Below are 20,731 nucleotides of genomic sequence, written 5' to 3'. Positions count from 1 at the left end.
CCGCGCGGGGCATCGTCCGTGCACGACCGGTACACAGGAAGAACGGGGGGTCAGAGGATGGAAGTCGTCCTGGCCATCGCAGTGGTCATCGTCGTGGTGGGCTTCAAGGTCCTGCTTCCGGGCGGGCGCTCGAAGCGGCGCAAGAGCTGGTGGAGCGGCGGCGGCTCGGGAGGCGGGTCGTCGTGCGGCTCGTCCTGCGGCGGCGGGGGCGACTAGCCGTGACCGGGAAGGTTTGCCGGGGCGCGGTGTCCGGTGCGGTGCATCGCAAGGCGGCAGGCCGCGGCGCGTACGGGGCGTACGTGTGCGGTCCGCCAACGCGGCGAGGCGCCGTGCCGGGCGCCGTGTCCCGGTGAACCTTCCCGGCCACAGCACTGGGAAGCCGCGCGTGGCGCTCAGGGCGCCCGCCAGATGTTCGCGAACGCCGCTTCCTCGATGGAGCGCCGCCGGCGTACGGCCTCCAGCTCCATCACCGCGTCCATGACCGCGGCCAGTACGGTCGTCACCGGCTCGTCTTCGAGAGCGGCCGCGGCGGGGACGGCCGCCTGTCCGGCCTCCGTGTCCGCGGCGATGCCGATGCCGATCGCGGCGGCGAGCGCGCCGAGTACCGGTTCCGCCGCTTCCAGGCGGGCCGCGGCCCGCTCGCGCGCCGGGGAATCGACCGGTTCCACCCGTACGGCGCCCAGGCCCAGGCGGCCGCTGCGCCGCGCGGACAGTCCGCCGTCCGCTTGGAGGGCGCGCCGGTAGGCCGCCGCGAGGTCGCGGCCCCGGCGCCACAGCCAGTCCTCCACCTGCTCGTACGGCGGCTGCCGCACGAGCGCGGCCGAGGCCTCGTCCAGCAGGACGTCGCCGAGTGCCGCCGCGGCCCCCGGCACGACGCGGTCGCCGTCCAGGGTGAGCGCCCTCGCGCCGAGGAGGTCGAGCAGTTCCGCCCCGGCGAGGGCCAGCGACAGGTCGCCCTGCCCCACCTCCGGTGCGAACCGGCGGTCCATGGCGGTGAGGAACAGGTCCTTCGCCGTCGTCGCTGTCGTGGTCATCGGCGTCTCCCCTCGCGGCAGAGGTCCATTGTCACCTGAGCCGGCCGCCCCCGGAGGGAGAGCGGCCGGCTGCGGTGCGGTACGGGGCCCGTGGGCCGGGTTGTCGTCAGCGGCCCTGGAGGGACTTGACGTTGTCGCCGAAGCCCCAGCCCTTTGAGCCGTCCCAGTTGACCGACCAGGTCATCAGGCCCTTGAGGGAGCCGCCGAAGGCGTTCCACGCCTGGCCGACGAGACCCGGCGCCATGTGGCCGCCGCCCGCGCCGGGCTGGGCCGGGAGGCCGGGGACCTGCTTGTCGTACGGGACCTTGATGGTGGTGCCCTGGATGACCAGGCCGTTGTTGAGGCAGGTGGTCTGGGCGGTGAAGCCCTGCACGGTGCCGGCGGGGTAGGAGTCGCCGGAGCAGCCGTACATGCTGCCGTTGTAGTACTGCATGTTCAGCCACCACAGGCGGCCGTTGTCGGCGTACTTCTTGATGATCGGCAGGTACGAGCCCCAGATCGAGCCGTAGGTGACGCTGCCGCCGGTGACGTACGCGGTCTCGGGCGCCATGGTCAGGCCGAAGCCGGCGGGCATCCGGGCCAGGACGCCGTCGATGATGCGGACGAGGTTGGCCTGGGACGGGGACAGGGTGTTGATGTCGCCGCTGCCGGTCAGGCCGGTCTCGATGTCGATGTCGATCCCGTCGAAGTTGTACTTCTTCAGGATCGGGACGATGGTGGCCACGAAGCGGTCGGCGACGGTGCTGGAGCTGAGGTCGATGCCGGCGGTGGCGCCGCCGATGGACATGAGGATCGTCGCGCCGGCGGCCTTGGCCCGGCACATCTCGGCCGGGGTGGCCACCTTGACGGTGGCGTCCATGCCGTCCTCCCACAGGACGGTGCCGTCGGAGCGGATCACCGGGAAGGCGGCGTTGACGACGTTGTAGCCGTGGGCGGCGATCCGGCTGTCCGTGATGGGGATCCAGCCCATGCCGGGGTGGACTCCGTTCGCGGCGCCGTCCCAGTTCTCCCAGTAGCCCTGGAGGACCTTGCCCGCGGGCTTGGGCTTCAGGGGGCAGGTCTCGCCGGGCGGCTCGGAGGTGGGAGGCGGGCTCGTCGGCGGAGGGCTGGTGGGCGGGGGGCTGGTGGGCGGGGGCGTGCCGCCGGGGCCCGTGAGGGAGACGTCGTCCGCGTGGTAGGCGGGCTGGCCGTACCAGCCGTGCAGGTGGACGGTGACGGAGGTGGTGCTCGGGCCGGTGGTGAAGCTGACGGTAAGCGGTGCGTACGAGGCGCTGTTCGGAGTCCACGCGGAGGTGGTGCCGGTGAGTCCGGTGCCGGTGGCGCCGAGGTGGACGTAGCTGCCCTGGACGTGCGCGGTCAGGGTGTACGCGGAATTGGGCTGGACGCCGACCGTCTGGGAGCACCGGGCGTTGTCCTGGCCGCTCGGCACGGCCCTGAGCGCGGAACTGCCGGAGCGGACCGGGCTGCCGACGGCCGTACCGGAGCCGCCGGTGCAGCTCCAGCCGGACAGGCCGCTCTCGAAGCCGGGGTTGGCGACCAGGTTGGCGGCCGCGTCCGCCGAGGTGGCGGCCCCGGCGGCGACGGATCCGGCCACGGCCAGGCCCGCGGCGGCGACGGCGACGGCGCTCAGGGCGGCGAGCGGGCGCTGCAGGGCGCGCTGCCCGCTCATGGCGGGGCCGCCCGACGGCGGCGGGAGCGGGGGGCGTGGCCTTCGACGGAACATGCGGTGCTCCCTTCCAGCCGAACACCATGACCATGACAGGCCGATGGGGGGCGTGGCGCCCGGCTCCGGATGCGTGGGGACAGGTGGGGCCGTACCGGTCCGGATCGTAGGAGCGCACCAAGGGAGGGTCAATAGGTCTGTACCAATGGCCGGCGAGCGGCGTAGTCCTCGACCGGGACGGACTCGTACGCGGCGAAGGGGTGGTCCCGGGAGACGAGCACGACGCGGTCCTACCGGAACAGCAGCGGGCCGGCCGTGAGGTCCGGTTCCGCGACGGGGCCCTCGGTGACCTGGACGTCCACCTGGCCGCTGCGGATGGGCCCGTACAGGTCGGTGAGCTGGATCTCGTGGATCCGGACCTGGCAGTGGGGGTTCCGAAGCTGGAAGACGTCCGCGGCTCGGAGCAGAACGTCGGCGGCCGTCGGACCGGAGTACCCGACGTCCAGCACACCGCTGACGCCGCGCCCGGCAGACAGAGCGCGCTCGACCGCCTGCTGGATCTGCCGCTGGGCGGGGTGCAGGTCGTCGCGCAGCTGCTCGCCCACCGGGGTGAGCACGACCTTGCGGCGACGGTGCCGCCCGCCGACTGTGGACGCTCGGGCCACGGGTGCCGTGTCCGGCACACGGGGGGCCGCACGCGCCGACAAGCGGACCCCGCGCGCCAACTGCGCATCGGCGGGTGCGCATCCCCGGCGTCCGCGGCCGCGAGCCTCCTGACTATCCTCGGCGCCTGTGACCGCACCGCCCCACCGCAACACCACCTCTTCCGGCCTGGCCCGCGTCTACGTGGCAGCCGCTCGGCTGCTCCACGTGCCGCCAAAGGGCTACGTGGGGCTGCTCGGGCTGGCGCCGGAGCACCTGAACGACGACCTGTGCCGCACCCCCACGAGCACGGTGGTCCGCCTGGCGGAGCTGGCGACCGCGCGCGCCCCCTGGACGATGCTCTCGCTCGCCCTGGCCAAGGAGTCCCGATTCGGTGCGCTCGGCGCCTGGGACTACCTGGTTCCCTCCGCGCCGACCCCCCTCGAAGGCCTCCGGGACGCCTCCGCCTGCTTCGCCTCGGTGGGCGACCCCTCCACCGACGCCCTCGGCATCAGCGAGGACGGCCGGCAGATCACCGTCGGCCACGTCAACCAGGCCGATGTCGCCTACGAGGCGGGCAACGCCATCAGCGCCTACGCCCTCGGCGTGTACCTGCAGCGCCTGAGCAGCGCCGTTCAGCGCGACCTGGTCCCGCTGCGGGTCACGCTCGCCGCCGAAACGCCCCGGCGGCACGACTCCCTGATCGAGCTGTTCGGAACCCGCGCCATCGAGTTCGAGGCCCCTGTCAGCTCCCTCACCTTTCTGGCCTCCGACCTGGAGAGTGCCAACCCTGCCGCCCAACCGGGGCTGTCCGCGGTGCTGAAGCGGCACGCCGAGCAGACGCTCGCCGCCTCGGTCCCGCTGTACGACTGGCTCGACCTGTTCCGCGCCGCTCTGGCCTCCGCCTACGAGGAGTCCACCCCCACACTGGCGGCGGTCGCCCGGCGCATGGCCGCCGGCACCCGCACGGTCCAGCGGCGGCTCGAGGAGCACGGCACCACCTGGAACGGTGAACTCGACTCCCTGCGGCGGAGCCACGTCACCCGGCTGCTCCGCGGCACCGGCCTCGGCGTCGACAGGGTAGCCGCCCGCACCGGCTACGCCGACGCGCGGACGCTGCGCCGCGCAGTGAAGCGCTGGTACGGGACCACCCCCGCCGCGCTGCGCCGCGGACCGCTTCCGCGCGCCCGGCAGCCGTGAACCCGGCCGCGGCGGCCGGCGGGCAGTCGCCCTGCTGCCGGGGCTGCCTACCGGCCGGCGTCGCGCAGGCCGAGCACGTACGCCGCCGTTGAGGCGACGACCCGGTCGGCGTCGCGGCAGAGGTCCGCGAGGGTGCGGGCGGCCGCGGCGCCGGGGACGTCCGCGAGGGCCTGGGTCAGGCGGCGGCGGGCGGGGGCCGGGGTGGCGGGATCGCCGAGGCGGTCGGCCAGGGCGGCGGCGATGCGGTCCGCCGAGGCGGGACCGCCCGCCAGGGCGGCCAGTGCGTCGGCCGCGTCGGCGTCGCTGCGGTCCTCGACGACCATGGCGACCAGGACGGGAACGGCCCCGGGCACTCCGCGCGCCCCGAGCGCCAGGGCCGCGCGGCAGCGGACGTCGGTGTCGGGGCCTGCGAGGGCCTCCTCCAGCAGGGCGGTCGCCTCGGCGCCCGGGATCTCGGCGAGGGCCCGGACGGCCCGTCCGCGCACCTCGGGCTCCGCCGAGCGCAGGCCCTCCCCGAGCAGCGCCGGACCGTCCCCGCCCGCCTGCGCCAGGGCCCACCGGAGCGCTCCGGCGACGTGCGGGTCCGCCTCGCCGAGCGCGGCCTCCACCAGTGCCTCCACCGGTACGGGGGCCTCCGCGGCCGCGGCGAGGGCCGCACGCTGCCGGGCCCCCGCGCTGTGCGACGCCAGCGCCTGGAGCAGGGCGGTGGTCTGCAGGACGTCCTCCCAGTCGGCGGGCGCCGCGGCGCCGATCCGGCTCAGCCGCGTCAGGAGCTCCGTCTCCGCCGCGATGCGCTCCCGGGTCCGGCCGATGAGGTCCTCGACGAGCCCGGCGGGGGCGAAGCCGGGGTCGTCGAGCGCGCGGCCGACGTCGCGCAGCGACAGCCCGAGGGAGCGCAGGCTCTCGATGTGGAAGATGCGCCGGATGTCCGCGTCGGAGTACTCCCGGTAGCCGGAGGCGGTCCGCACCTCCGGGCGGACCAGGCCGAGCGATTCGTAGTGCCGGAGCATGCGGGCGCTCACCCCGGAGCGCCGCGCGACGTCGCCGATCAGCACTGCCCACCGCCCTTCACTGCCCGGCCCCGCCCAGGGCCGTGACGCGTTTCGCCTCCTCGATCGCGAGCTCGAACCCGGCGTCCGGGTCGCGCCGCAGCCGCTCCGTGGCCAGGGCGTGCGTGCGTACGCCGGGGTCGGGGTGGCGTGTCGTGGCGTCCACGGCCGGCAGCATCGCCTCCCCGAGCGCGACCAGCGCCCGGCTGAGACTCAGCTGCGTCTCGCGTCCGCCGCGCCCGAGCTGCGTGGCCAACCCTACGGCCAGGGCCTGCTCCTCCCCCTCGGGTACGAGGACCACCGCGGCGCGCCAGGCACTACGGGCCACCTCGTCGTCGGGGTCGGCGAGCAGGGCGGGCGTGACCACCGGCCAGGCCCTCCTGTCCCGGATCTTGGAAAGGGTGTGCAGCGCCTGGCTCCGCGCCTGTCCCCGCCCTCCCCGCACCGCGTCGACCAGCAGGGGCACGGTCGCCGAGGGCGCGTGGCGGGTGAGCGCCCAGGTGAGCATCTCGCGCACGGGGAACTCGGGCTCGACGGCACACCGCTCGGCCAGCGGGCGGACACTGCCCGGGTCGGGGGCCGAGCCGACCGCGAGCGCCGCCCGCAGTCGGACGGACGGGTCGTCGTGCGCGAGCGCCGCGAGGGCGCGCACGGTCTGCGTGTCGGATTCCGACGTGGCCATGGGAACCACCTCCTGGCCCGCAGTGAAGCCCTTGCCACGGTGTCAGGGTCAAGCCGGACGCACGGAGGGCCCGGACGGCCCGACCCGGGCATCGGGGGCGTCGGGGGCGTTCCAGGCATCCGACAGGGCGGCGGTCACGGCTGCTTCGGCGTGGAGCCGGGCCGTGGGGAAGAGGGGGACCGGGCTGTCCTCGGGGCCTGCGAGGAGTTCGATTTCCGTGCAGCCCAGGATGATGCCCTCCGCTCCGGCGGACACGAGGTCCTGGATGACCTTCCGGTGCGGTGTCGGCGACCTTGTGCATGGTGTTCGTGCAGATGAGCACCATGTCGGCGCCTCCCGCTCCCCATGCGTCGGCGTCGGCGTCGGCCGCGGATTGTGCTGCCGCTTGCCGCCACCATGCTTCCATAAGTCGAATAAGACTCCAGGTTCTCTTTTATAAGGCCGGGTTTGACCGGGGTGTGGAGCGCACATTCGGCGGGTCGGGGGTTTGTGATCGCGTGGAGCGGCCAGACAGTAGGCATCCTGCTCATCGACAGGGAAGGTTCGTCATGGCAAACGTGGTGCTGCTCACCGTGCCGATGCTGGTGGCCGTGCTCCTCACCGCCACCAGGCGTGAGGGCGGCCGGCATGCGGGAGGCCGCCGGTGACGGGTGTGCGCAGTGTGGGCGTGGAGGAGGAGCTGCTGCTGGTGAGCCCGCGGACCGGGGAGCCGATCGCGCTCGCGGCCGCCGTGCTGGAGGCGGCGCGCAAGGCACCCGGAGGCGGCGAGGAGGTCTTCGAGCGCGAGCTCAAGAACGAGCAGGTCGAGTTCGCGACCCGGCCCGTGACGCAGATGGGCGAACTCGCCGAGGAGATCGCCCGGTGGCGGGCGGAGGCCGCACGCCACGCCGGTGAGGCCGGGGCCTCGGTTGCCGCGCTCGCCACCTCGCCCCTGCCGGTGGAGCCGTCGAGGAGCCCCGGGGAGCGCTACCGCTGGGTGGGCGAGCAGTTCGGCCTGACCGAGCAGGAGCAGCTCACCTGCGGCTGCCACGTCCACGTGTCGGTGGAGTCCGACGAGGAGGGCGTGGCCGTCCTGGACCGGATCCGCCCCTGGCTGCCCGTCCTGACGGCCATGAGCGCGAACTCCCCCTTCTGGCAGGGCCAGGACAGCGGGTACGGCAGCTACCGCAGCCGGGTGTGGAACCGGTGGCCGTCCGCAGGGCCGGTGGAGGTCTTCGGCAGCGCCGACCGCTACCACGAGCAGGTCCGGGACATGCTCGGCACGGGTGTCCTGCGGGATGCGGGGATGGTGTACTTCGACGCCCGGCTGTCGGCGACGTACCCGACGGTGGAGCTGCGCACGGCGGACGTGTGCCTGGACCCCTCCGAGCCGGTGCTGCTGGCCGCCCTGGCCCGCGCGCTGGTGGAGACCGCCTCCCGGGCCTGGCGGGCGGGCGAGCCGCCGGCCCGGATCGGTGTCGGCCTGCTGCGGCTGGCGTCGTGGCGGGCGGGCAAGTCGGGCCTGGACGGCCCGCTCGTCGACCCGCGCACCATGCGGCAGGCCCCGGCGGAGGCGGTGGTCGAGGCGCTGCTGGAGCATGTGGGCGAGGCCCTGGAGGACAGCGGGGACGCCGCGGCGGCCCGCAAGGGCGTGGCGGAGCTGCTGGAGCGGGGCAACGGGGCCCGGGTGCAGCGCCGGCTGCTGGAGGAGCGCGGCGGGCTGCCGGAGGTCGTGGCCGAGTGCGCCCGGCTGACGGCGGGCGGGCCGGGCCGGCCGTAGCCTGTCTCCCCGCGGGATCCGGGGGTCAGGTGCGGCGGTCGTCGATCTGCACGCAGAGGTGCGGCCAAGCCGCCGTCAGCCGGGCCAGGTCGTCGGACGTCGGGCCGCCCGCCTCCCGCAGCACGCGGGCGGGGAGGAAGTGGACAGTGGTGCCGGTCGTGCCGTCGTCGGGGACGGGGCGCAGGCCGGTGGCCGGCACACCCAGTTCGTACCGCTGGGTCCAGGAGCCGTTGCGGCGGCGGTTGGTGTGGACGAGCCAGGTGCTGAGCGCGGCGACGACGGACATGCCCCGCCGGGCGTGGGCGTCGGGCAGGGGCGGTGCGGCGGGGTGGTCGAAGAACCGGAGGTCCTTGGTCGCCATGACGGGCTTCTTCACGGGGCGTCCGTGCTCGTCGAGGCGGGTGTCCGTGCCGCGACCGTCATCCGCGACGGCGACGGAGCCGTCGGGGTGGAGAGTGAGGCGGCAGTGCCCGCCGTTGCCGGATGCCGCCTCGTCGGCCGCGTAGGCGACGGCTTCGAGGACGAGGTGCCGGGTGCCGCCGGGGGCGTGGACGGCCGGGTTCCGGCGGATGTGCTCCAGGTGGCCGAGGTCGACGGTGCCCGCCCAGTCGTGGGTGGTGTTCCGCCAGGAGGCCCGCGGGGTGGTCGTCATCCCGGAAGTATGCCCCGCGGCCGTCCCGTTGACGGCTGCCGCCCCGGCCTGGATCGCCGGGGCGGCAGCCGTTGCGGCTGGGCCGGGCCCGTGCCCGTGCCCGCCGGCGGGTGGGCCGGCTACGGGACCCGCAGGGCCTCCAAACGCTGGGCGAACGGCACGACCTCGAAGCCGTCCGCCGGGTCCACCGACGTGATCGCGCCCGTCAGCGACCGGGGCGCGATCGCCGCGGCGGTGTCCGTGTCGGGGGTTCCGGCCCGGCCCGCCGGTGCCATGAACCGCGCCAGCTCCGCCCCCGCGCGGGCGATCCGCCGGTCGAGGCCCTCCTCGCCCCAGTCCTCCGAGGCCGCGTACACGGCGGTCGGCACGGCGAGCGCCCGCAGGTACGCGAACAGCGGGCGCAGGGCGTGCTCGGTGGCCAGGGAGTGGCGGGCCGTGCCGCCGGTCGCGCCGAGGAGCACCGGCTTCCCGGTGAGGGCGTCCTTGTCGATGACGTCGAAGAACGACTTGAACAGGCCGCTGTACGAGGCCGCGAAGACCGGCGTCACGGCGATCAGGCCGTCCGCGGCGGCCACCGCGTCGAGCGCGGCGGCCAGGCGGGCGGACGGGAACCCGGTGGTGAGGTGCCGGGCGATCTCGGTGGCCAGGTCCCGCAGTTCGATCACCTCGGGCTCGGCGTCGACGTGCTCCAGCGTCGCGGCGGTGAGCCGGTCGGCGAGCAGCCGGGTCGAGGAGGGCGAGCCCAGTCCGGCCGATACGGCGATGAGCTTCATGCCTGCGTCTTCTCCTTCGGGGTCTGCCGGGCCGCGGCGACGCGGGCCGAGTGGGTGGGCGCGTCCGGCACGCCGGCCGGGCGGAGGCTCGCGAACTCCTTGCGCAGGACGGGCACGACCTCCTCGCCGAGCATGTCGATCTGCTCCAGGACGGTCTTCAGGGGCAGTCCGGCGTGGTCCATCAGGAACAGCTGGCGCTGGTAGTCGCCGGCGTAGTCCCGGAAGGAGAGGGTGCGCTCGATGACCTGCTGGGGCGAGCCGACGGTCAGGGGCGTCTGGGAGGCGAACTCCTCGAGGGAGGGGCCGTGGCCGTAGACCGGGGCGTTGTCGAAGTACGGGCGGAACTCGCGGACCGCGTCCTGGGAGTTGCGGCGCATGAACACGTGGCCGCCGAGTCCCACAACGGCCTGCTCGGGGGTGCCGTGGCCGTAGTGGGCGTAGCGCTGCCGGTAGAGGTTGACCATCTGCCGGGTGTGGGAGGCCGGCCAGAAGATGTTGTTGTGGAAGAAGCCGTCGCCGTAGTAGGCGGCCTGCTCGGCGATCTCCGGGGAGCGGATGGAGCCGTGCCACACGAAGGGGGCGACGCCGTCGAGCGGGCGGGGGGTGGAGGTGAAGGACTGCAGGGGCGTACGGAACTTGCCCTTCCAGGTGACGGTGTCCTCGTCCCAGAGGCGGCGCAGGAGGGCGTAGTTCTCGATGGCGAGGTCGATGCCGTCGCGGATGTCCTTGCCGAACCAGGGGTAGACCGGGCCCGTGTTGCCGCGGCCCATCATGAGGTCGACGCGGCCGTCCGCGAGGTGCTGGAGCATCGCGAAGTCCTCGGCGATCTTCACCGGGTCGTTCGTGGTGATCAGCGTGGTGGAGGTCGACAGGATGAGGTTCTCGGTGCGCGCGGCGATGTAGCCGAGCATCGTCGTGGGCGAGGAGGGGACGAACGGCGGGTTGTGGTGCTCGCCGGTGGCGAAGACGTCGAGGCCGACCTCCTCCGCCTTCAGTGCGATCGCGAGCATGGCCTTGATCCGCTCGTGCTCGCCGGGCACGCGTCCGGTGGTCGGATCGGGCGTGACGTCACCGACGGTGAAGATCCCGAACTGCATGGCTCCCCTTCCCAGGGTTGTTTATATTTCAACTATACCCGGGAACGGGGGCGCCCTGCGAGGTATTCCCGGCCGCGGTCCGGAGGACGGCCGGGGCGCCGGACCCCGGCGCCCCGGCCACCCCCCGTACGCCCCTGCCTACCAGCCCCGCGGCCCGGTCGGACAGGGCGCCGGCGGGGGTGTGTCACCTCGCCGCCCAGCCCTGGCGGACGGTCGGGCCGGAGGCTGGTCACACGCTCCAGGACCACGTGCCGTCCGCGGCGACGAGGCAGCCGAGGACCACGACGCCGGCCACGCCCAGGGCGATGCCGAGGCGGGCCCGGCCAGGCCTGGTGGTGCCCTTGCGCAGGGCGAGCACGCCGAGGACGGCGGCGGTGGGGCCGAGGACCAGGTTCGCCACGAGCAGGCCCGCCAGGCCGAGGACGAACGCCGTGACGGCCATCGCGTCTGCCTCCCGGATCCGGGCGGCGTACGGGAGGGGCCCGCCCGGCCGGCGCCCCTGCCCGGTCCGGGCATCGGCCTGTTCACCGGTGCGCGCGCTCATCGGCCGGCACCTCCCCGGCGGCGGGTACGGCCCGGCGATCCCGCCCGGGCCGGGCCGGAGAGCCGCTCGCGGGCGGCGAAGACGGCGAGCCAGAGCGCGATGGCGAGGCCGCCTGCAACGCTGACGGACACGGGTACGTGGGCCACGGCGCCGAGGAGGACCCCGAGCAGCAGCAGGGCGGCCACGAGGAAGAGCATCGGACGTCCCTCCGTTCGGGTAGCGGGTGTTCTGCGCACTACTCGGTCCGGTTACCCCCGTACCGGCGGCGCACTACCGGCGCTTCCCCCGGCACGGGCGAGGCGGTGCCGGAAGTCGGGCGGATCTGAGTACGCGTACTCAGGCCGCCGCCCGGCCCGCCGGGCACAGTGTGGACATGGCACAGCCTCCCGGCAGCAGCCGCTCCCCGGCCCCGCCGCCGCCCGCCCTGCAACGGCCGCGGCTCCATCCGGCCGCCGACGCGGCGGCCGGAGCCGCGCTACTGGTCCTCGACGCGGCGGCCGCGTGCGTCGCCCTGCTCGTCGGCCTCGGCCACACGGACGCCGACCTGTTCGCGGACACCACGGGCACGGACTGGACACCAGTCGCCTCGGCGCTCCTCGTCCCGGCCGCCCTGGCCGGGCTGAGCGCCTGGCCGCTGGGGCGCCGCGCGCCCCTCTCCGCCGCCCTGCAGGCCCTGGCCGCACTGGCGCTCGCCGGCGCCGCTGTGCTGATCGCGCTCGACCCCGGGGGGCCGGGCCGCCGGTGAGCGCCCGGGGGGCTGCCTCGGTAGCGTGGGAAGCGGACCGTTGCGTCTTTCCCTCCCGTTCAAGGAGTGCCGCGCGCATGTCCACTCCTCCCCCTCCCCCGCAATCCCCGCCGCCCCCGCCGCCGTACGGCAGCCCCCAGGGCTGGGGTGCGCAGCCTCCGCCGCACGGCCCGGCTGCGAAGACGAACACCCTGGCCGTCGTCGCGTTCGTGCTGTCCCTGCTGTGCGTCCTGCCGCTGGTCCCGATGATCCTGGGCATCGTCGCCATCCGCCAGATCCGCGCCGGCGGGGAGAAGGGGACCGGCCTGGCCGTGGCAGCGATCATCCTCAACGGCATCACGGTGGTCCTCGCCGCCGGCGTCCTCTGGGGCGCCCTCTCGGACGTGTCGCCCGGCAGGGACAGCAGCGGTGAGGTCACCCGGCCGGGATCCGGCGGGACGGAGGACATCCGCGCAGGCGACTGCTTCAACACCCCCGACGACATACGGGACTACGACGCGAGCGGCGCGCCCGCCGCCCCGTCCGTGGACATCGTGCCGTGCGGGCAGCCGCACGACGGGGAGGCGTTCGCGGTGTTCACCGTCGGGAGCGGGGACGCGGCGTTCCCCGGCGCCGACAGGATCCGGGTGACGGCCGAGCAGAGGTGCGGCGAGACGGTCCTCGCCGCCTACCGCGGCACCGACGCCGCCCTCCCCGGGAGCCTGGAGCTTTACTACTACCTGCCGACGGAGAGTTCGTGGGACGACGGCGACCGCAAGGTCACCTGCTTCGTCGGCGACCCCGCCGGGCAGCGCACCGGATCGATCCGCACGTCCGGCTCCTGATCCCGCGCACCTCGGCAGTGGCCCGCACCGCCGCGGCGGGAGCCTTCCGGCGGCCGTATCATCGAGTCCGCGTTCGGCCCGGTACGGGGAGGGGCCGGGCACACCCCGGCCCATCCGCCCGCGCACCCACACGACAGATCAGGCGAGGACGTGCACAGGACCGTCACCGAACTCGCGGACGGCCGCGAGCTCATCTACTACGACAGCGCCCCGGGCCGGGACCGCCGGGCCCGGGACCGGCGGCCGCCGGACCGTGTCGAGAGCGCTCCGGAGCTGCGGCGGGACCCGGCCACCGGCGACTGGGTGGCGATCGCCGCGCACCGGCAGTCGCGTACCCACCACCCGCCCGCCGACTCCTGCCCGCTGTGCCCCTCGCGGGAGGGGCGGGAGAGCGAGATCCCGGCCGCCGACTACGAGGTGGCCGTCTTCGAGAACCGCTTCCCCTCCCTCTCCGGCCCCACGGGCCGCTGCGAGGTGGTGTGCTTCACCCCCGACCACGACTCCGGCTTCGCCGACCTCACCCAGGAGCGGGCCCGGCTCGTCCTCGACGCCTGGACCGACCGGACGTCCGAGCTGTCCGCCCGCCCCGGCGTGGTGCAGGTGTACTGCTTCGAGAACCGGGGCGCCGAGATCGGGGTGACCCTCCCCCATCCGCACGGACAGGTCTACGCGTTCACCGCCGTCGCACCGCGGACGGCCAAGCACCTCGCCGCCGCGGCAGCCCACCGCGCCGCGACCGGGCGGAACCTGTTCGAGGACCTGCTCGCCGAGGCCCGCGCCGCCGGCGAACGCGTGGTCCTCGCCGGTGAGCACTGGACCGCGTTCGTCCCCTACGCCGCCCGCTGGCCGTACGAGGTGCACCTCTACCCGCACCGCCGGGTGCCCGACCTGACCCGGCTCACCGAGGCGGAGCGCGCCGAGTTCCCCCGCCTCTACCTGGACCTGCTGCGCCGTTTCGACCGCCTCTTCGGGCTGCCCGCGCCCACCCCGTACGTCGCCGCCTGGCACCAGGCGCCGCTCACCGGCGGGGACGAACTCGCCCTGCACCTGGAGCTGTTCACCGTGCGGCGGACCGCCGACAAGCTCAAGTACCTGGCCGGGACGGAGTCCGGCATGGAGGCGTTCATGAACGACGTGGCCCCGGAGACGGCCGCCCTGCGGCTGCGGGAGGCGCGGTGACCGCGGACGCGGCCGGCGCCGTCCGCGACGGCTTCCGGCGGGTCCACGGCGGCTCCCCCGAGGGGGTCTGGGCGGCGCCCGGCCGGGTCAACCTGATCGGCGAACACACCGACTACAACGACGGGTTCGCCCTGCCCATGGCGCTGCCGCAGGCGGTGGTACTGGCCGCGCGGCGCCGCGGGGACGGCCTGCTGCGGCTGCACAGCGCCCAGGGCGGCGCCGCGACCGCCGAACTGCGGGTGGCGGACCTCGCCCCGGGCGCGACCGCGGGCTGGGCCCGCTACCCGGCGGGCGTGGTGTGGGCGCTGCGCGAGCGCGGGCTGGCTGTCGGCGGCGCCGATGTGTACCTCGACAGCACGGTCCCCGCGGGGGCGGGGCTGTCCTCCTCCGCGGCCCTGGAGTGCGCGGTGGCCGTCGCGTACGACGGGCTGTACGGGCTGGGCCTGGCGCGGCCGGAGCTGGCTCGGGCCGCGCAGCACGCCGAGAACGCGTACGCGGGGGTGCCGTGCGGGGTGATGGACCAGATGGCTTCGGTGTGCTGCACCGGCGGCCACGCGCTGCACCTGGACAGCCGCAGCCTGGAGGTGCGGCAGGTGCCGTTCGGCCTCGGCGGGCACGGCCTGCGCCTGCTGGTGCTGGACACGCGCGTCAGGCACGACCTCGCCGACGGGGCGTACGCGGCCCTGCGGGCCGGGTGCGAACGGGCCGCCGGCCTGCTCGGCCTGCCCGCCCTGCGGGACCTGGACGGTGCGGGCCTGCCGTCTGCCCTGGCGGCGCTGCCCGGTGAACTCGTCCCGCTCGTACGGCACGTGGTCACCGAGAACGCGCGGGTGGACCGGGCCGTGGCGGAGCTGGCCGCCGGGCGGCCCGAGGCACTGGGGCCGCTGCTGACGGAGGGGCACGCCTCCCTGCGCGACGACTACGGGGTGTCCTGCGCGGAGACCGACCTGGCGGTGGCGGCCGCTGTCGCGGCGGGGGCGCTCGGCGCGCGGATGACGGGCGGCGGGTTCGGCGGCTCGGTGATCGCCCTGGTCCGCGCCGGGGAGGCGGCGGCCGTGGCCGGCGCGGTGGCAGAGGCGTTCGCGGCGGCCGGCCACGCGGCGCCGGCCGTACTGGAGGCCGTGCCGTCGCCGGGCGCCCGCCGCATCGGCTGACGGGCCTGCGGCCCTGGCCGCAGGCCCCGTACCCCGGCGTGCCGTGCGCACGCCGGGCCGACCGGCCCGTCGGCAGACGGGGCGCCGCACCCGCGGCGGGCCGGCCGGCGTGCGGGGGTCAGGCCGGCCAGCGGAGTTCGACGACGGTGCCCTCGCCGGGCCGGCTGTCCACCCGGGCGGCCCCGCCGGCCGCGGCCATCCGGGCGTGCACGGAGCGGCGCAGGCCCGTACCGGCGCCGGGGGTGTCCGCGGCGTCGAAGCCGGTGCCGCGGTCGGCGACGGTGACCTCCAGGCCTTCGGCGACGCCGACCGCGGTGAGGTAGGCCAGGCCGGTTCCGGCGTGCCTGCGCACGTTGTTCAACGCCTCGGAGGCAGCCGCGGCGACGGCCTCGGCGACGGCCTCGGGGAGCTCCGGCACGGCGTGGTACTGCGCCTTCACCACCAGCCCCAGGGCCTCGGCGGAGCGGACGGCCTCCTCCAGGGCGGCGGTGCCGGGCGTGCCTCCTGCGGAAGGCGGACGGTCGGGGCCGGGGTCGTCGGTGAGCTGGACGAGCCGCCGCAGGTAGGCCGCTTCCCGGGCGCAGCGGTCGCGTACGGCCTGCGCGTTGGCATCGACGCCGCCGGAGGCGATGGTGGTGAGGGTGGCGAGGACGGTGTCGTGGAGCGCGGCGTGGTGGGCGGTCCGCTCGGCCTGGCGGGCGCGGGCTGCCTCGGCGGCCAGCGCCCGCCGCTGCGCGTCGTCCAGGAGGATGCCCTGGCGTCTGACGTACCACCAGCCGGCGGCCATCAGGCCGCTGCTCATCGCGAGGGCGCTGAGGTGCTCCAGCAGTCCGGCCGTGTCGGGCCGGCGCACCACCTGGTGCACGGCGAGCGAGGTCGCCGTCAGCAGGACGAGGCACAGGACGGTGCCGCGCCAGCGGAGCGACACGACGGCTGCGGTCGAGGCGGAGAGCGCCTGGACCGCCAGCCAGCCGTGCGCCTCCACGGCGGGCCCCTCCCCGACGGCGACGGCGGCCGCGAGCGGGAGCAGGCATCCGTTCACGCCGGCGTCCGTCCAGATCAGGCGGTCGGGGATCCGGCCGTGCCGCAGTCCCGCCGCATACACGGCCAGCGTGACGGCGCATACGGCGGCCAGGAGGGCGGCGGCCCGGGCGTCGACGGGATCGGCCGCCACCACACCGGCCGCGTACAGGAGGTGTGCCAGCCGGAAGAGTCCGGTGACCTGCACGGCGACGCGCCGCGCACGCTGAAGCCCCACTCCGTCCCCCCTGTGGACCGGTCCCCCGGCGTCCGCCGCGCGGGCGGGTGCCGCGGCCTTCAGTGGATCCCGCCGCAGGTGGGCCGTCAAGGCGGTCCTCGGCCGACGTGTGCCGGCCGCGGGCCGCGGGCCGTCACGGGACGAGGTCCCGCACGAGGGCCAAGGGCGGCGACCGCCGCGGCCCGGGCGGCCGCGGCGCCGGGAAACGCGGCGGTGGCCCGGGGGCAGTCGCCGGCGCCCCCGCTGCCGGATCGTCCCGCCCGCCCGCTGCCCCGTCGAAGAGGCCCCGGGGCGGAGCCGTGCGGGCACCCGGCACAGGGAGCGAAACCGCTCAAGTGGCCCGGCGGCCCGTGCGGTCGGGTACGAGGTACTGCTCCAGCCAGTCCGCGGCGGCCCGCCGGTAGAGGCGGCGGGTGTCGGCCCGCAGGAAGTCGTGGCCCTCGTTGCGCAGCGTCAGCAGCTCGGCCGGGACTCCCTGGGCGCGGGCGGCCCGGACGAACTGCTCGGACTCGGTCGGGGGCACGTTGGTGTCGTGTTCGCCGTGGACGGCGAGGACGGGCGCGCGCAGCCGGTCGATGCGGCTCATCGGGGAGAGGGCGCGCAGCAGTTCCCGGTCGTGCTCGGGGTGGCCGTACTTGGCGGCCGCGGAGCGGGCGATCCACGGCTCGGTGCCGGCGAAGAAGGTGGTGAGGTCCGACATGCCGCAGACGGCGACGCCCGTGCGGAAGAGCTCCGGGTGCCACACCAGGGAGGCCATGGTGAGGTAGCCGCCGTACGAGCGGCCCATCACCGCCAGGCGGAGCGGGTCGGCGTGGCCTTCGGCGACGAGGTACGCGGCGCAGTCGGCGACGTCCTCGATGGCGGCGAAGCGGCCGGTGCCGAGGTCGGCGTCGACGAAGGAGCGCCCCCAGCCGGAGGAGCCGCGTACGTCGGGGGCGAACACGTCGATGCCGCGGCCGAGGATCTCGTGGTAGAGCGGGTTGAAGACGGGGCGCTCCTGCTCCTCGGGGCCGCCGTGGAGGTGGACGACGCAGGGGCCGGGCCGGCCGGGGTCTCGGTCGGGGGCGCGGTAGTACCAGCCGCCGAGCACGAGGCCGTCCCGTGCGCGGCAGCGCAGCGGCACGGGGCGGACGGGGGGCCGGCCGGGCGGGGCCGCTTCCTCGTCGGGAGCGGTCCAGCCGGTGCGTACGGGGCCGAAGGGCCCGTCGGCCTGCCAGATGCCGGGCCGTCGGCGGGAGCCGGACAGGGCGGCGAAGAGGCCTCCGCGGGCGACGGGCGCGATGCGGGTGACGACCTCGTGCGGGAGTTCGGAGCGGTGGTGCGGGCCGACGGCGTCCCCCGCGCCGTCGAGGCCGACGCTCTCCAGGTCGCTCGCGCCGTGGGCGTTCCAGGCGAGGAGGGCCCAGCGGCCGTGGTCGGGCAGGCTGAGCAGGTCGAGCTGGGATCCGTCCCGCTCCGCGGCCGCGGACACCTCCTCGGCGGTCCCGTCCTCGGCGAGCCGGACCCGCAGGAGGGCGGCGAACTCGCGGTCGGCGTCGCTGCGCAGCCAGAGGGTGGACGAGTCGGGCGAGAGCCGCCCGATCCACGGGTCGCCGTCCGCGACGTGCAGGCGGAAGGGGATGCGGCCGGTGGCCCGGTCCAGCAGGAGGGCCTCGCGGCGGCCGCGCGGTCCGCGGCGCAGCAGTACGAAGCGGTTGTCGGCGGCGATGTCGCACACACGGAGGGAGGCGGCGCCGGGCTCGGTGTGGAGGAGGGCGGGGGCGTGTGTGCCGTCCGGGTCGATGAGGTACGCGGACAGGGCGCCGTCGGCGGCCGCGGGGGCGGCTTCGGGCGGGCGGACGGGGGTGCCGTTCATGTGCGCGGCGGGGGCGGCCGCCGGGTGGCCGGGCGGGAGGAGGAGCGTCGCCTGGCCGACGCGTCCGGTGCGGGCAGCCGCGTACGCGCCGTCGGGGAGGGCGCCGTCGGCGAAGCCCGGGTCGGTGTCCTGCGGCATGTGGCCCGGGCTGCTGTGCGCGCCGGGGCCGGCGGGCTGGGCGACGGTGACGCCGAGGACGGAGCCGTCGCGGCTCCAGCTGCCGATGTGGGCGGAGGCGCCCGGCTCGGCGCCCGCGAGGACGTGCCGGCCGGTGCCGTCCGGGCGGACCACCAGGACGCGGGTGTGCTCGCCGCCGCCGGGCGCCGAGGTGTACGCGATCCACCGGCCGTCGGGCGACCACGACACCTCGGTGACGGGGTCGGGGTCGGCGTCGAGGACATGGGCCTCCGAGCCGTTCGCGGGGCCGCTCCACAGCTGCGGGACGCCGGCGCGGTCGCAGATGAACGCCACGCGGTCGCCGGTGGGGTCGGCCGACGGGTACCAGCAGCCGTGGACGGTGAGCACCGCCGGCGGGTCCGCGGCGCCGGTGTCCGCCAGGTGGAGCACGGCCGGGGCGGCTCCGGCGGGCGCCGGAGCGGGGGCCGGGGCGTGGTCCCGTGCGGGCGCGGGGTCCGCTGCCGGGTCCGGGGCGGGAGCGGGGGCGCCGGCGGTGCGGGGACGGTGTCGCTGCGGGGAGCGGTCAAGGGGCATGCGGGCCTCTTCGAGGGCTTCCGGGGGACTGTCACCGCTCGGTGTCGGGTGTCGGTGGTCAGGCGATGCCGTGGGTCTGGAGCCAGATCTCCAGCGAAGCCACCTGCCACAGGGTGCTGGCTCCGCGTTTCGTGCGGTGGCGTGCGGGGTTGGCGAGCATGTCGGCCACGCGGCCCTGGTCGAAGATACCGCGCCGGCGGGCCTCGGGTGCGGTCAGCGCGTCGCGTACGCGGGTGAGGACCGGTTCGGCCATGTGCCGGACGGCGGGCACCGGGAAGTAGCCCTTGGGCCGGTCGACGACCTCGCGGGGCAGGACGCGGCGGCCGACGTCCTTGAGGATGCCCTTGCCGCCCTGGCCGAGTTTCAGCCGGGGAGGGCAGGCGGCGGCCAGTTCGACCAGTTCGTGGTCGAGGAACGGAACGCGCGCCTCCAGGCCCCAGGCCATGGTCATGTTGTCGACGCGCTTGACGGGGTCGTCGGCCATCAGGGCGTGGACGTCGAGGCGCAGGGTGGCGTCGAGCGCGGTCTGCGCGCCGGGCGCGGCCATGTGGGCCGCGACGAACTCGCGCGGGGTGTCGCGGTCGGCGGCCAGGTCGGGGTGGAGCAGGTCGTTGACGCCGTGGTGGGTGCGGTCGAAGTAGGCGTCTGCGTACGCGTCGGCGGCGTCGGGGCGGGCGGCCCCGGCGATGCCGGGGTACCAGTGGTAGCCGGCGAAGACCTCGTCGGCGCCCTGGCCGCAGAGCACGACCTTGACGTCCTTGGCCACCTGCTCGGCGAGCAGGTGGAAGGCGACGGAGTCGTGGCTGACCATGGGCTCGTCCATGGCGGCGATCGCCCCTTCCAGCGCGGCGGGGAGCCGGTCGGAGGGGATCATGAACTGGTGGTGGTCGGTGCCGAACCGGCGGGCGACCAGGTCGGAGTAGTGGAACTCGTCGCCTTCCTGTCCGCTCTCGGACTCGAAGCCCATGGCGAAGGTGGCGGTGCCGCTCTGGCCGTGCTCCTCCAGCAGGGCGACGATCAGGCTGGAGTCGAGCCCGCCGGACAGCAGGACACCCACGGGGACGTCGGCGACCATGCGCCGGCGCACGGCCCGGCCGAGCGCTTCGTGGACGGCCTCCCGCCAGGCCTCGGGGTCGTCGCCGAGCCCGGCGCCGGGCCCGGCGCCGCGGGTGTACGACGGCTGCCAGTAGCAGTGGTCGGTGGAGGTGCCGTCGGGCTCGATCACCCGGACCGTGGCCTGCGGCAGCTTGCGCACGCCCCGCAGGACGGTGCGGGGGGCGGGAACGGTGCCGTGCCAGCTCAGGTACTGGTGCAGGGCGACCGCGTCGATGCCGGTGTCGACGCCGCCGCCGGCCAGCAGGGCGGGCAGGGTGGAGGCGAAGCGGAGCCGGTCGGCGTCCTCGGTGAGGTAGAGGGGCTTGATGCCGAGCCGGTCGCGGCCCAGCACCACGCGCCCGGTGTGGTGCTCGACCACCGCGAAGGCGAACATGCCGAGCAGGTGCTCCGCGCAGGCGGGCCCCCACTGCCCGTACGCCTTGGCGAGGACCTCGGTGTCGGAGTCGGAGAAGAAGCGGTGGCCCAGCCCCTCCAGGCGCCGGCGCAGTTCGCGGTGGTTGTAGATGCAGCCGTTGAAGGCGGCGGTGATGCCGAGGTGGGGGTCCGTCATCGGCTGGGCGCCGCTTTCGGACAGGTCGATGATCTTCAACCGCCGGTGGCCGAGGGCGACGGCGCCCTGCGACCAGGCACCTCTGCCGTCCGGACCGCGGTCGGACATCTCGTCGGTCATGCGCTCCACCGCCGCCAGGTCCGGGCGCCGGCCGTCGAAGCGCACCTCGCCGCTCAGACCGCACATGCCGCACCCCCCTGGGTGGGCACGCCGGCGGGCCGGCCCGTGGCTGCTCCTGCTCCGG

19 protein-coding genes and 3 pseudogenes are annotated in these 20,731 nt (G+C 75.5%); 7 read left to right on the top strand and 15 right to left on the bottom strand.

Annotation, left to right across the window (positions count from 1 at the left end; all coding sequences use genetic code 11):
- Positions 1-57 precede the first annotated feature (57 nt).
- Positions 58-216, top strand: a complete 159-nt coding sequence (locus tag C0216_RS33880; RefSeq protein WP_174250401.1) for a hypothetical protein — start codon at positions 58-60, stop codon at positions 214-216.
- A 176-nt stretch (positions 217-392) separates the two neighbouring features.
- Here the strand turns inward: C0216_RS33880 and C0216_RS15280 are convergent, their stop codons facing one another.
- From C0216_RS15280 to C0216_RS15270, 4 genes and pseudogenes are all read right to left on the bottom strand, one after another.
- A complete protein-coding gene (locus C0216_RS15280) occupies positions 393-1,034 on the bottom strand; it encodes a GOLPH3/VPS74 family protein (RefSeq protein ID WP_114055827.1) in 642 nt (213 codons plus the stop codon).
- A 106-nt stretch (positions 1,035-1,140) separates the two neighbouring features.
- Positions 1,141-2,100 (bottom strand): annotated as a pseudogene (locus C0216_RS35345) (chitinase); the annotation flags it as partial.
- 138 nt (positions 2,101-2,238) lie between these two features.
- A pseudogene (locus C0216_RS35340) lies at positions 2,239-2,703 on the bottom strand (carbohydrate binding domain-containing protein); the annotation flags it as partial.
- 284 nt (positions 2,704-2,987) lie between these two features.
- Entirely contained in the window at positions 2,988-3,362 is a 375-nt protein-coding gene (locus tag C0216_RS15270) for a LysR substrate-binding domain-containing protein (RefSeq protein WP_162793213.1), read from the bottom strand.
- A 127-nt stretch (positions 3,363-3,489) separates the two neighbouring features.
- Between C0216_RS15270 and C0216_RS15265 the strand changes: the two genes are divergently transcribed.
- Positions 3,490-4,539 (top strand): AraC family transcriptional regulator, encoded by a 1,050-nt coding sequence (locus tag C0216_RS15265; RefSeq protein ID WP_114055824.1) that lies wholly within the window; start codon positions 3,490-3,492, stop codon positions 4,537-4,539.
- Between the two features lie 47 nt (positions 4,540-4,586).
- On the opposite strand, the gene C0216_RS15260 is transcribed toward C0216_RS15265, so the two are convergent.
- From C0216_RS15260 to C0216_RS15250, 3 genes and pseudogenes are all read right to left on the bottom strand, one after another.
- Positions 4,587-5,594: a MerR family transcriptional regulator gene (locus C0216_RS15260; protein ID WP_114055823.1), complete on the bottom strand. Its 1,008-nt coding sequence runs from the start codon at positions 5,592-5,594 to the stop codon at positions 4,587-4,589.
- Between the two features lie 13 nt (positions 5,595-5,607).
- Entirely contained in the window at positions 5,608-6,270 is a 663-nt protein-coding gene (locus C0216_RS15255; protein ID WP_114055822.1) for a HEAT repeat domain-containing protein, read from the bottom strand.
- Between the two features lie 48 nt (positions 6,271-6,318).
- Positions 6,319-6,546, bottom strand: a pseudogene (locus C0216_RS15250) (aspartate/glutamate racemase); the annotation flags it as partial.
- A 376-nt stretch (positions 6,547-6,922) separates the two neighbouring features.
- Between C0216_RS15250 and C0216_RS15245 the strand changes: the two are divergent.
- Positions 6,923-8,029 (top strand): glutamate--cysteine ligase, encoded by a 1,107-nt coding sequence (locus C0216_RS15245; RefSeq protein ID WP_114058684.1) that lies wholly within the window; start codon positions 6,923-6,925, stop codon positions 8,027-8,029.
- Positions 8,030-8,054: 25 nt separating this feature from the next.
- Here the strand turns inward: C0216_RS15245 and C0216_RS15240 are convergent, their stop codons facing one another.
- From C0216_RS15240 to C0216_RS15220, 5 genes are all read right to left on the bottom strand, one after another.
- Entirely contained in the window at positions 8,055-8,681 is a 627-nt protein-coding gene (locus C0216_RS15240; protein ID WP_114055821.1) for an ATP-binding protein, read from the bottom strand.
- 119 nt (positions 8,682-8,800) lie between these two features.
- On the bottom strand, positions 8,801-9,454 hold the full coding sequence (locus C0216_RS15235; RefSeq protein WP_114055820.1) for a CE1759 family FMN reductase: 654 nt from the start codon (positions 9,452-9,454) through the stop codon (positions 8,801-8,803).
- Entirely contained in the window at positions 9,451-10,551 is a 1,101-nt protein-coding gene (locus tag C0216_RS15230; RefSeq protein WP_114055819.1) for an LLM class flavin-dependent oxidoreductase, read from the bottom strand. Before C0216_RS15230 ends, C0216_RS15235 begins: the two co-directional genes overlap by 4 nt.
- Positions 10,552-10,780: 229 nt before the next feature.
- Complete coding sequence (locus tag C0216_RS15225; protein WP_246042549.1) at positions 10,781-11,095, bottom strand: DUF4190 domain-containing protein; 315 nt, start codon at positions 11,093-11,095, stop codon at positions 10,781-10,783.
- A complete protein-coding gene (locus tag C0216_RS15220) occupies positions 11,092-11,292 on the bottom strand; it encodes a hypothetical protein (protein WP_114055818.1) in 201 nt (66 codons plus the stop codon). The genes C0216_RS15225 and C0216_RS15220 overlap by 4 nt, the downstream gene beginning before the upstream one ends.
- Positions 11,293-11,468: 176 nt before the next feature.
- Between C0216_RS15220 and C0216_RS15215 the strand changes: the two genes are divergently transcribed.
- The 4 genes from C0216_RS15215 (at position 11,469) to galK (ending at position 14,997) form a co-directional block, all read left to right on the top strand.
- On the top strand, positions 11,469-11,840 hold the full coding sequence (locus C0216_RS15215) for a hypothetical protein (RefSeq protein WP_114055817.1): 372 nt from the start codon (positions 11,469-11,471) through the stop codon (positions 11,838-11,840).
- A 77-nt stretch (positions 11,841-11,917) separates the two neighbouring features.
- Entirely contained in the window at positions 11,918-12,664 is a 747-nt protein-coding gene (locus tag C0216_RS15210) for a DUF4190 domain-containing protein (protein WP_114055816.1), read from the top strand.
- A gap of 150 nt (positions 12,665-12,814) precedes the next feature.
- A complete protein-coding gene (gene galT / locus C0216_RS15205) occupies positions 12,815-13,843 on the top strand; it encodes a galactose-1-phosphate uridylyltransferase (protein WP_114055815.1) in 1,029 nt (342 codons plus the stop codon).
- Complete coding sequence (galK, locus tag C0216_RS15200) at positions 13,840-14,997, top strand: galactokinase (protein WP_114055814.1); 1,158 nt, start codon at positions 13,840-13,842, stop codon at positions 14,995-14,997. Before galT ends, galK begins: the two co-directional genes overlap by 4 nt.
- 118 nt (positions 14,998-15,115) lie before the next feature.
- Here the strand turns inward: galK and C0216_RS15195 are convergent, their stop codons facing one another.
- The 3 genes from C0216_RS15195 to C0216_RS15185 form a co-directional block, all read right to left on the bottom strand.
- The gene (locus C0216_RS15195; protein WP_162793212.1) at positions 15,116-16,255 is read right to left on the bottom strand and encodes an ATP-binding protein; all 1,140 of its coding nucleotides are present in this window, start codon (positions 16,253-16,255) and stop codon (positions 15,116-15,118) included.
- A 331-nt stretch (positions 16,256-16,586) separates the two neighbouring features.
- A complete protein-coding gene (locus C0216_RS15190; protein WP_114055812.1) occupies positions 16,587-18,821 on the bottom strand; it encodes a prolyl oligopeptidase family serine peptidase in 2,235 nt (744 codons plus the stop codon).
- Positions 18,822-18,879: 58 nt separating this feature from the next.
- Entirely contained in the window at positions 18,880-20,673 is a 1,794-nt protein-coding gene (locus C0216_RS15185) for an N-acetylglutaminylglutamine amidotransferase (protein WP_114055811.1), read from the bottom strand.
- Between the last annotated feature and the right edge of the window lie 58 nt (positions 20,674-20,731).

Origin of the sequence: Streptomyces globosus (genome assembly GCF_003325375.1) — a bacterium.
Taxonomy (GTDB): Bacteria; Actinomycetota; Actinomycetes; order Streptomycetales; family Streptomycetaceae; genus Streptomyces; species Streptomyces globosus_A.
Note: the sequence above shows the minus strand (reverse complement) of the source record. Positions and strands in the feature narration are given on the sequence as shown.

Coding starts and splice junctions, on each gene's coding strand:
- C0216_RS33880 (WP_174250401.1), top strand. CDS start 58: ATGGAAGTCGTCCTGGCCATCGCAGTGGTCATCGTCGTGGTGGGCTTC.
- C0216_RS15280 (WP_114055827.1), bottom strand. CDS start 1,034: ATGACCACGACAGCGACGACGGCGAAGGACCTGTTCCTCACCGCCATG.
- C0216_RS15255 (WP_114055822.1), bottom strand. CDS start 6,270: ATGGCCACGTCGGAATCCGACACGCAGACCGTGCGCGCCCTCGCGGCG.
- C0216_RS15240 (WP_114055821.1), bottom strand. CDS start 8,681: ATGACGACCACCCCGCGGGCCTCCTGGCGGAACACCACCCACGACTGG.
- C0216_RS15235 (WP_114055820.1), bottom strand. CDS start 9,454: ATGAAGCTCATCGCCGTATCGGCCGGACTGGGCTCGCCCTCCTCGACC.
- C0216_RS15230 (WP_114055819.1), bottom strand. CDS start 10,551: ATGCAGTTCGGGATCTTCACCGTCGGTGACGTCACGCCCGATCCGACC.
- C0216_RS15225 (WP_246042549.1), bottom strand. CDS start 11,095: ATGAGCGCGCGCACCGGTGAACAGGCCGATGCCCGGACCGGGCAGGGG.
- C0216_RS15220 (WP_114055818.1), bottom strand. CDS start 11,292: ATGCTCTTCCTCGTGGCCGCCCTGCTGCTGCTCGGGGTCCTCCTCGGC.
- C0216_RS15215 (WP_114055817.1), top strand. CDS start 11,469: ATGGCACAGCCTCCCGGCAGCAGCCGCTCCCCGGCCCCGCCGCCGCCC.
- C0216_RS15210 (WP_114055816.1), top strand. CDS start 11,918: ATGTCCACTCCTCCCCCTCCCCCGCAATCCCCGCCGCCCCCGCCGCCG.
- C0216_RS15190 (WP_114055812.1), bottom strand. CDS start 18,821: ATGCCCCTTGACCGCTCCCCGCAGCGACACCGTCCCCGCACCGCCGGC.
- C0216_RS15185 (WP_114055811.1), bottom strand. CDS start 20,673: ATGTGCGGTCTGAGCGGCGAGGTGCGCTTCGACGGCCGGCGCCCGGAC.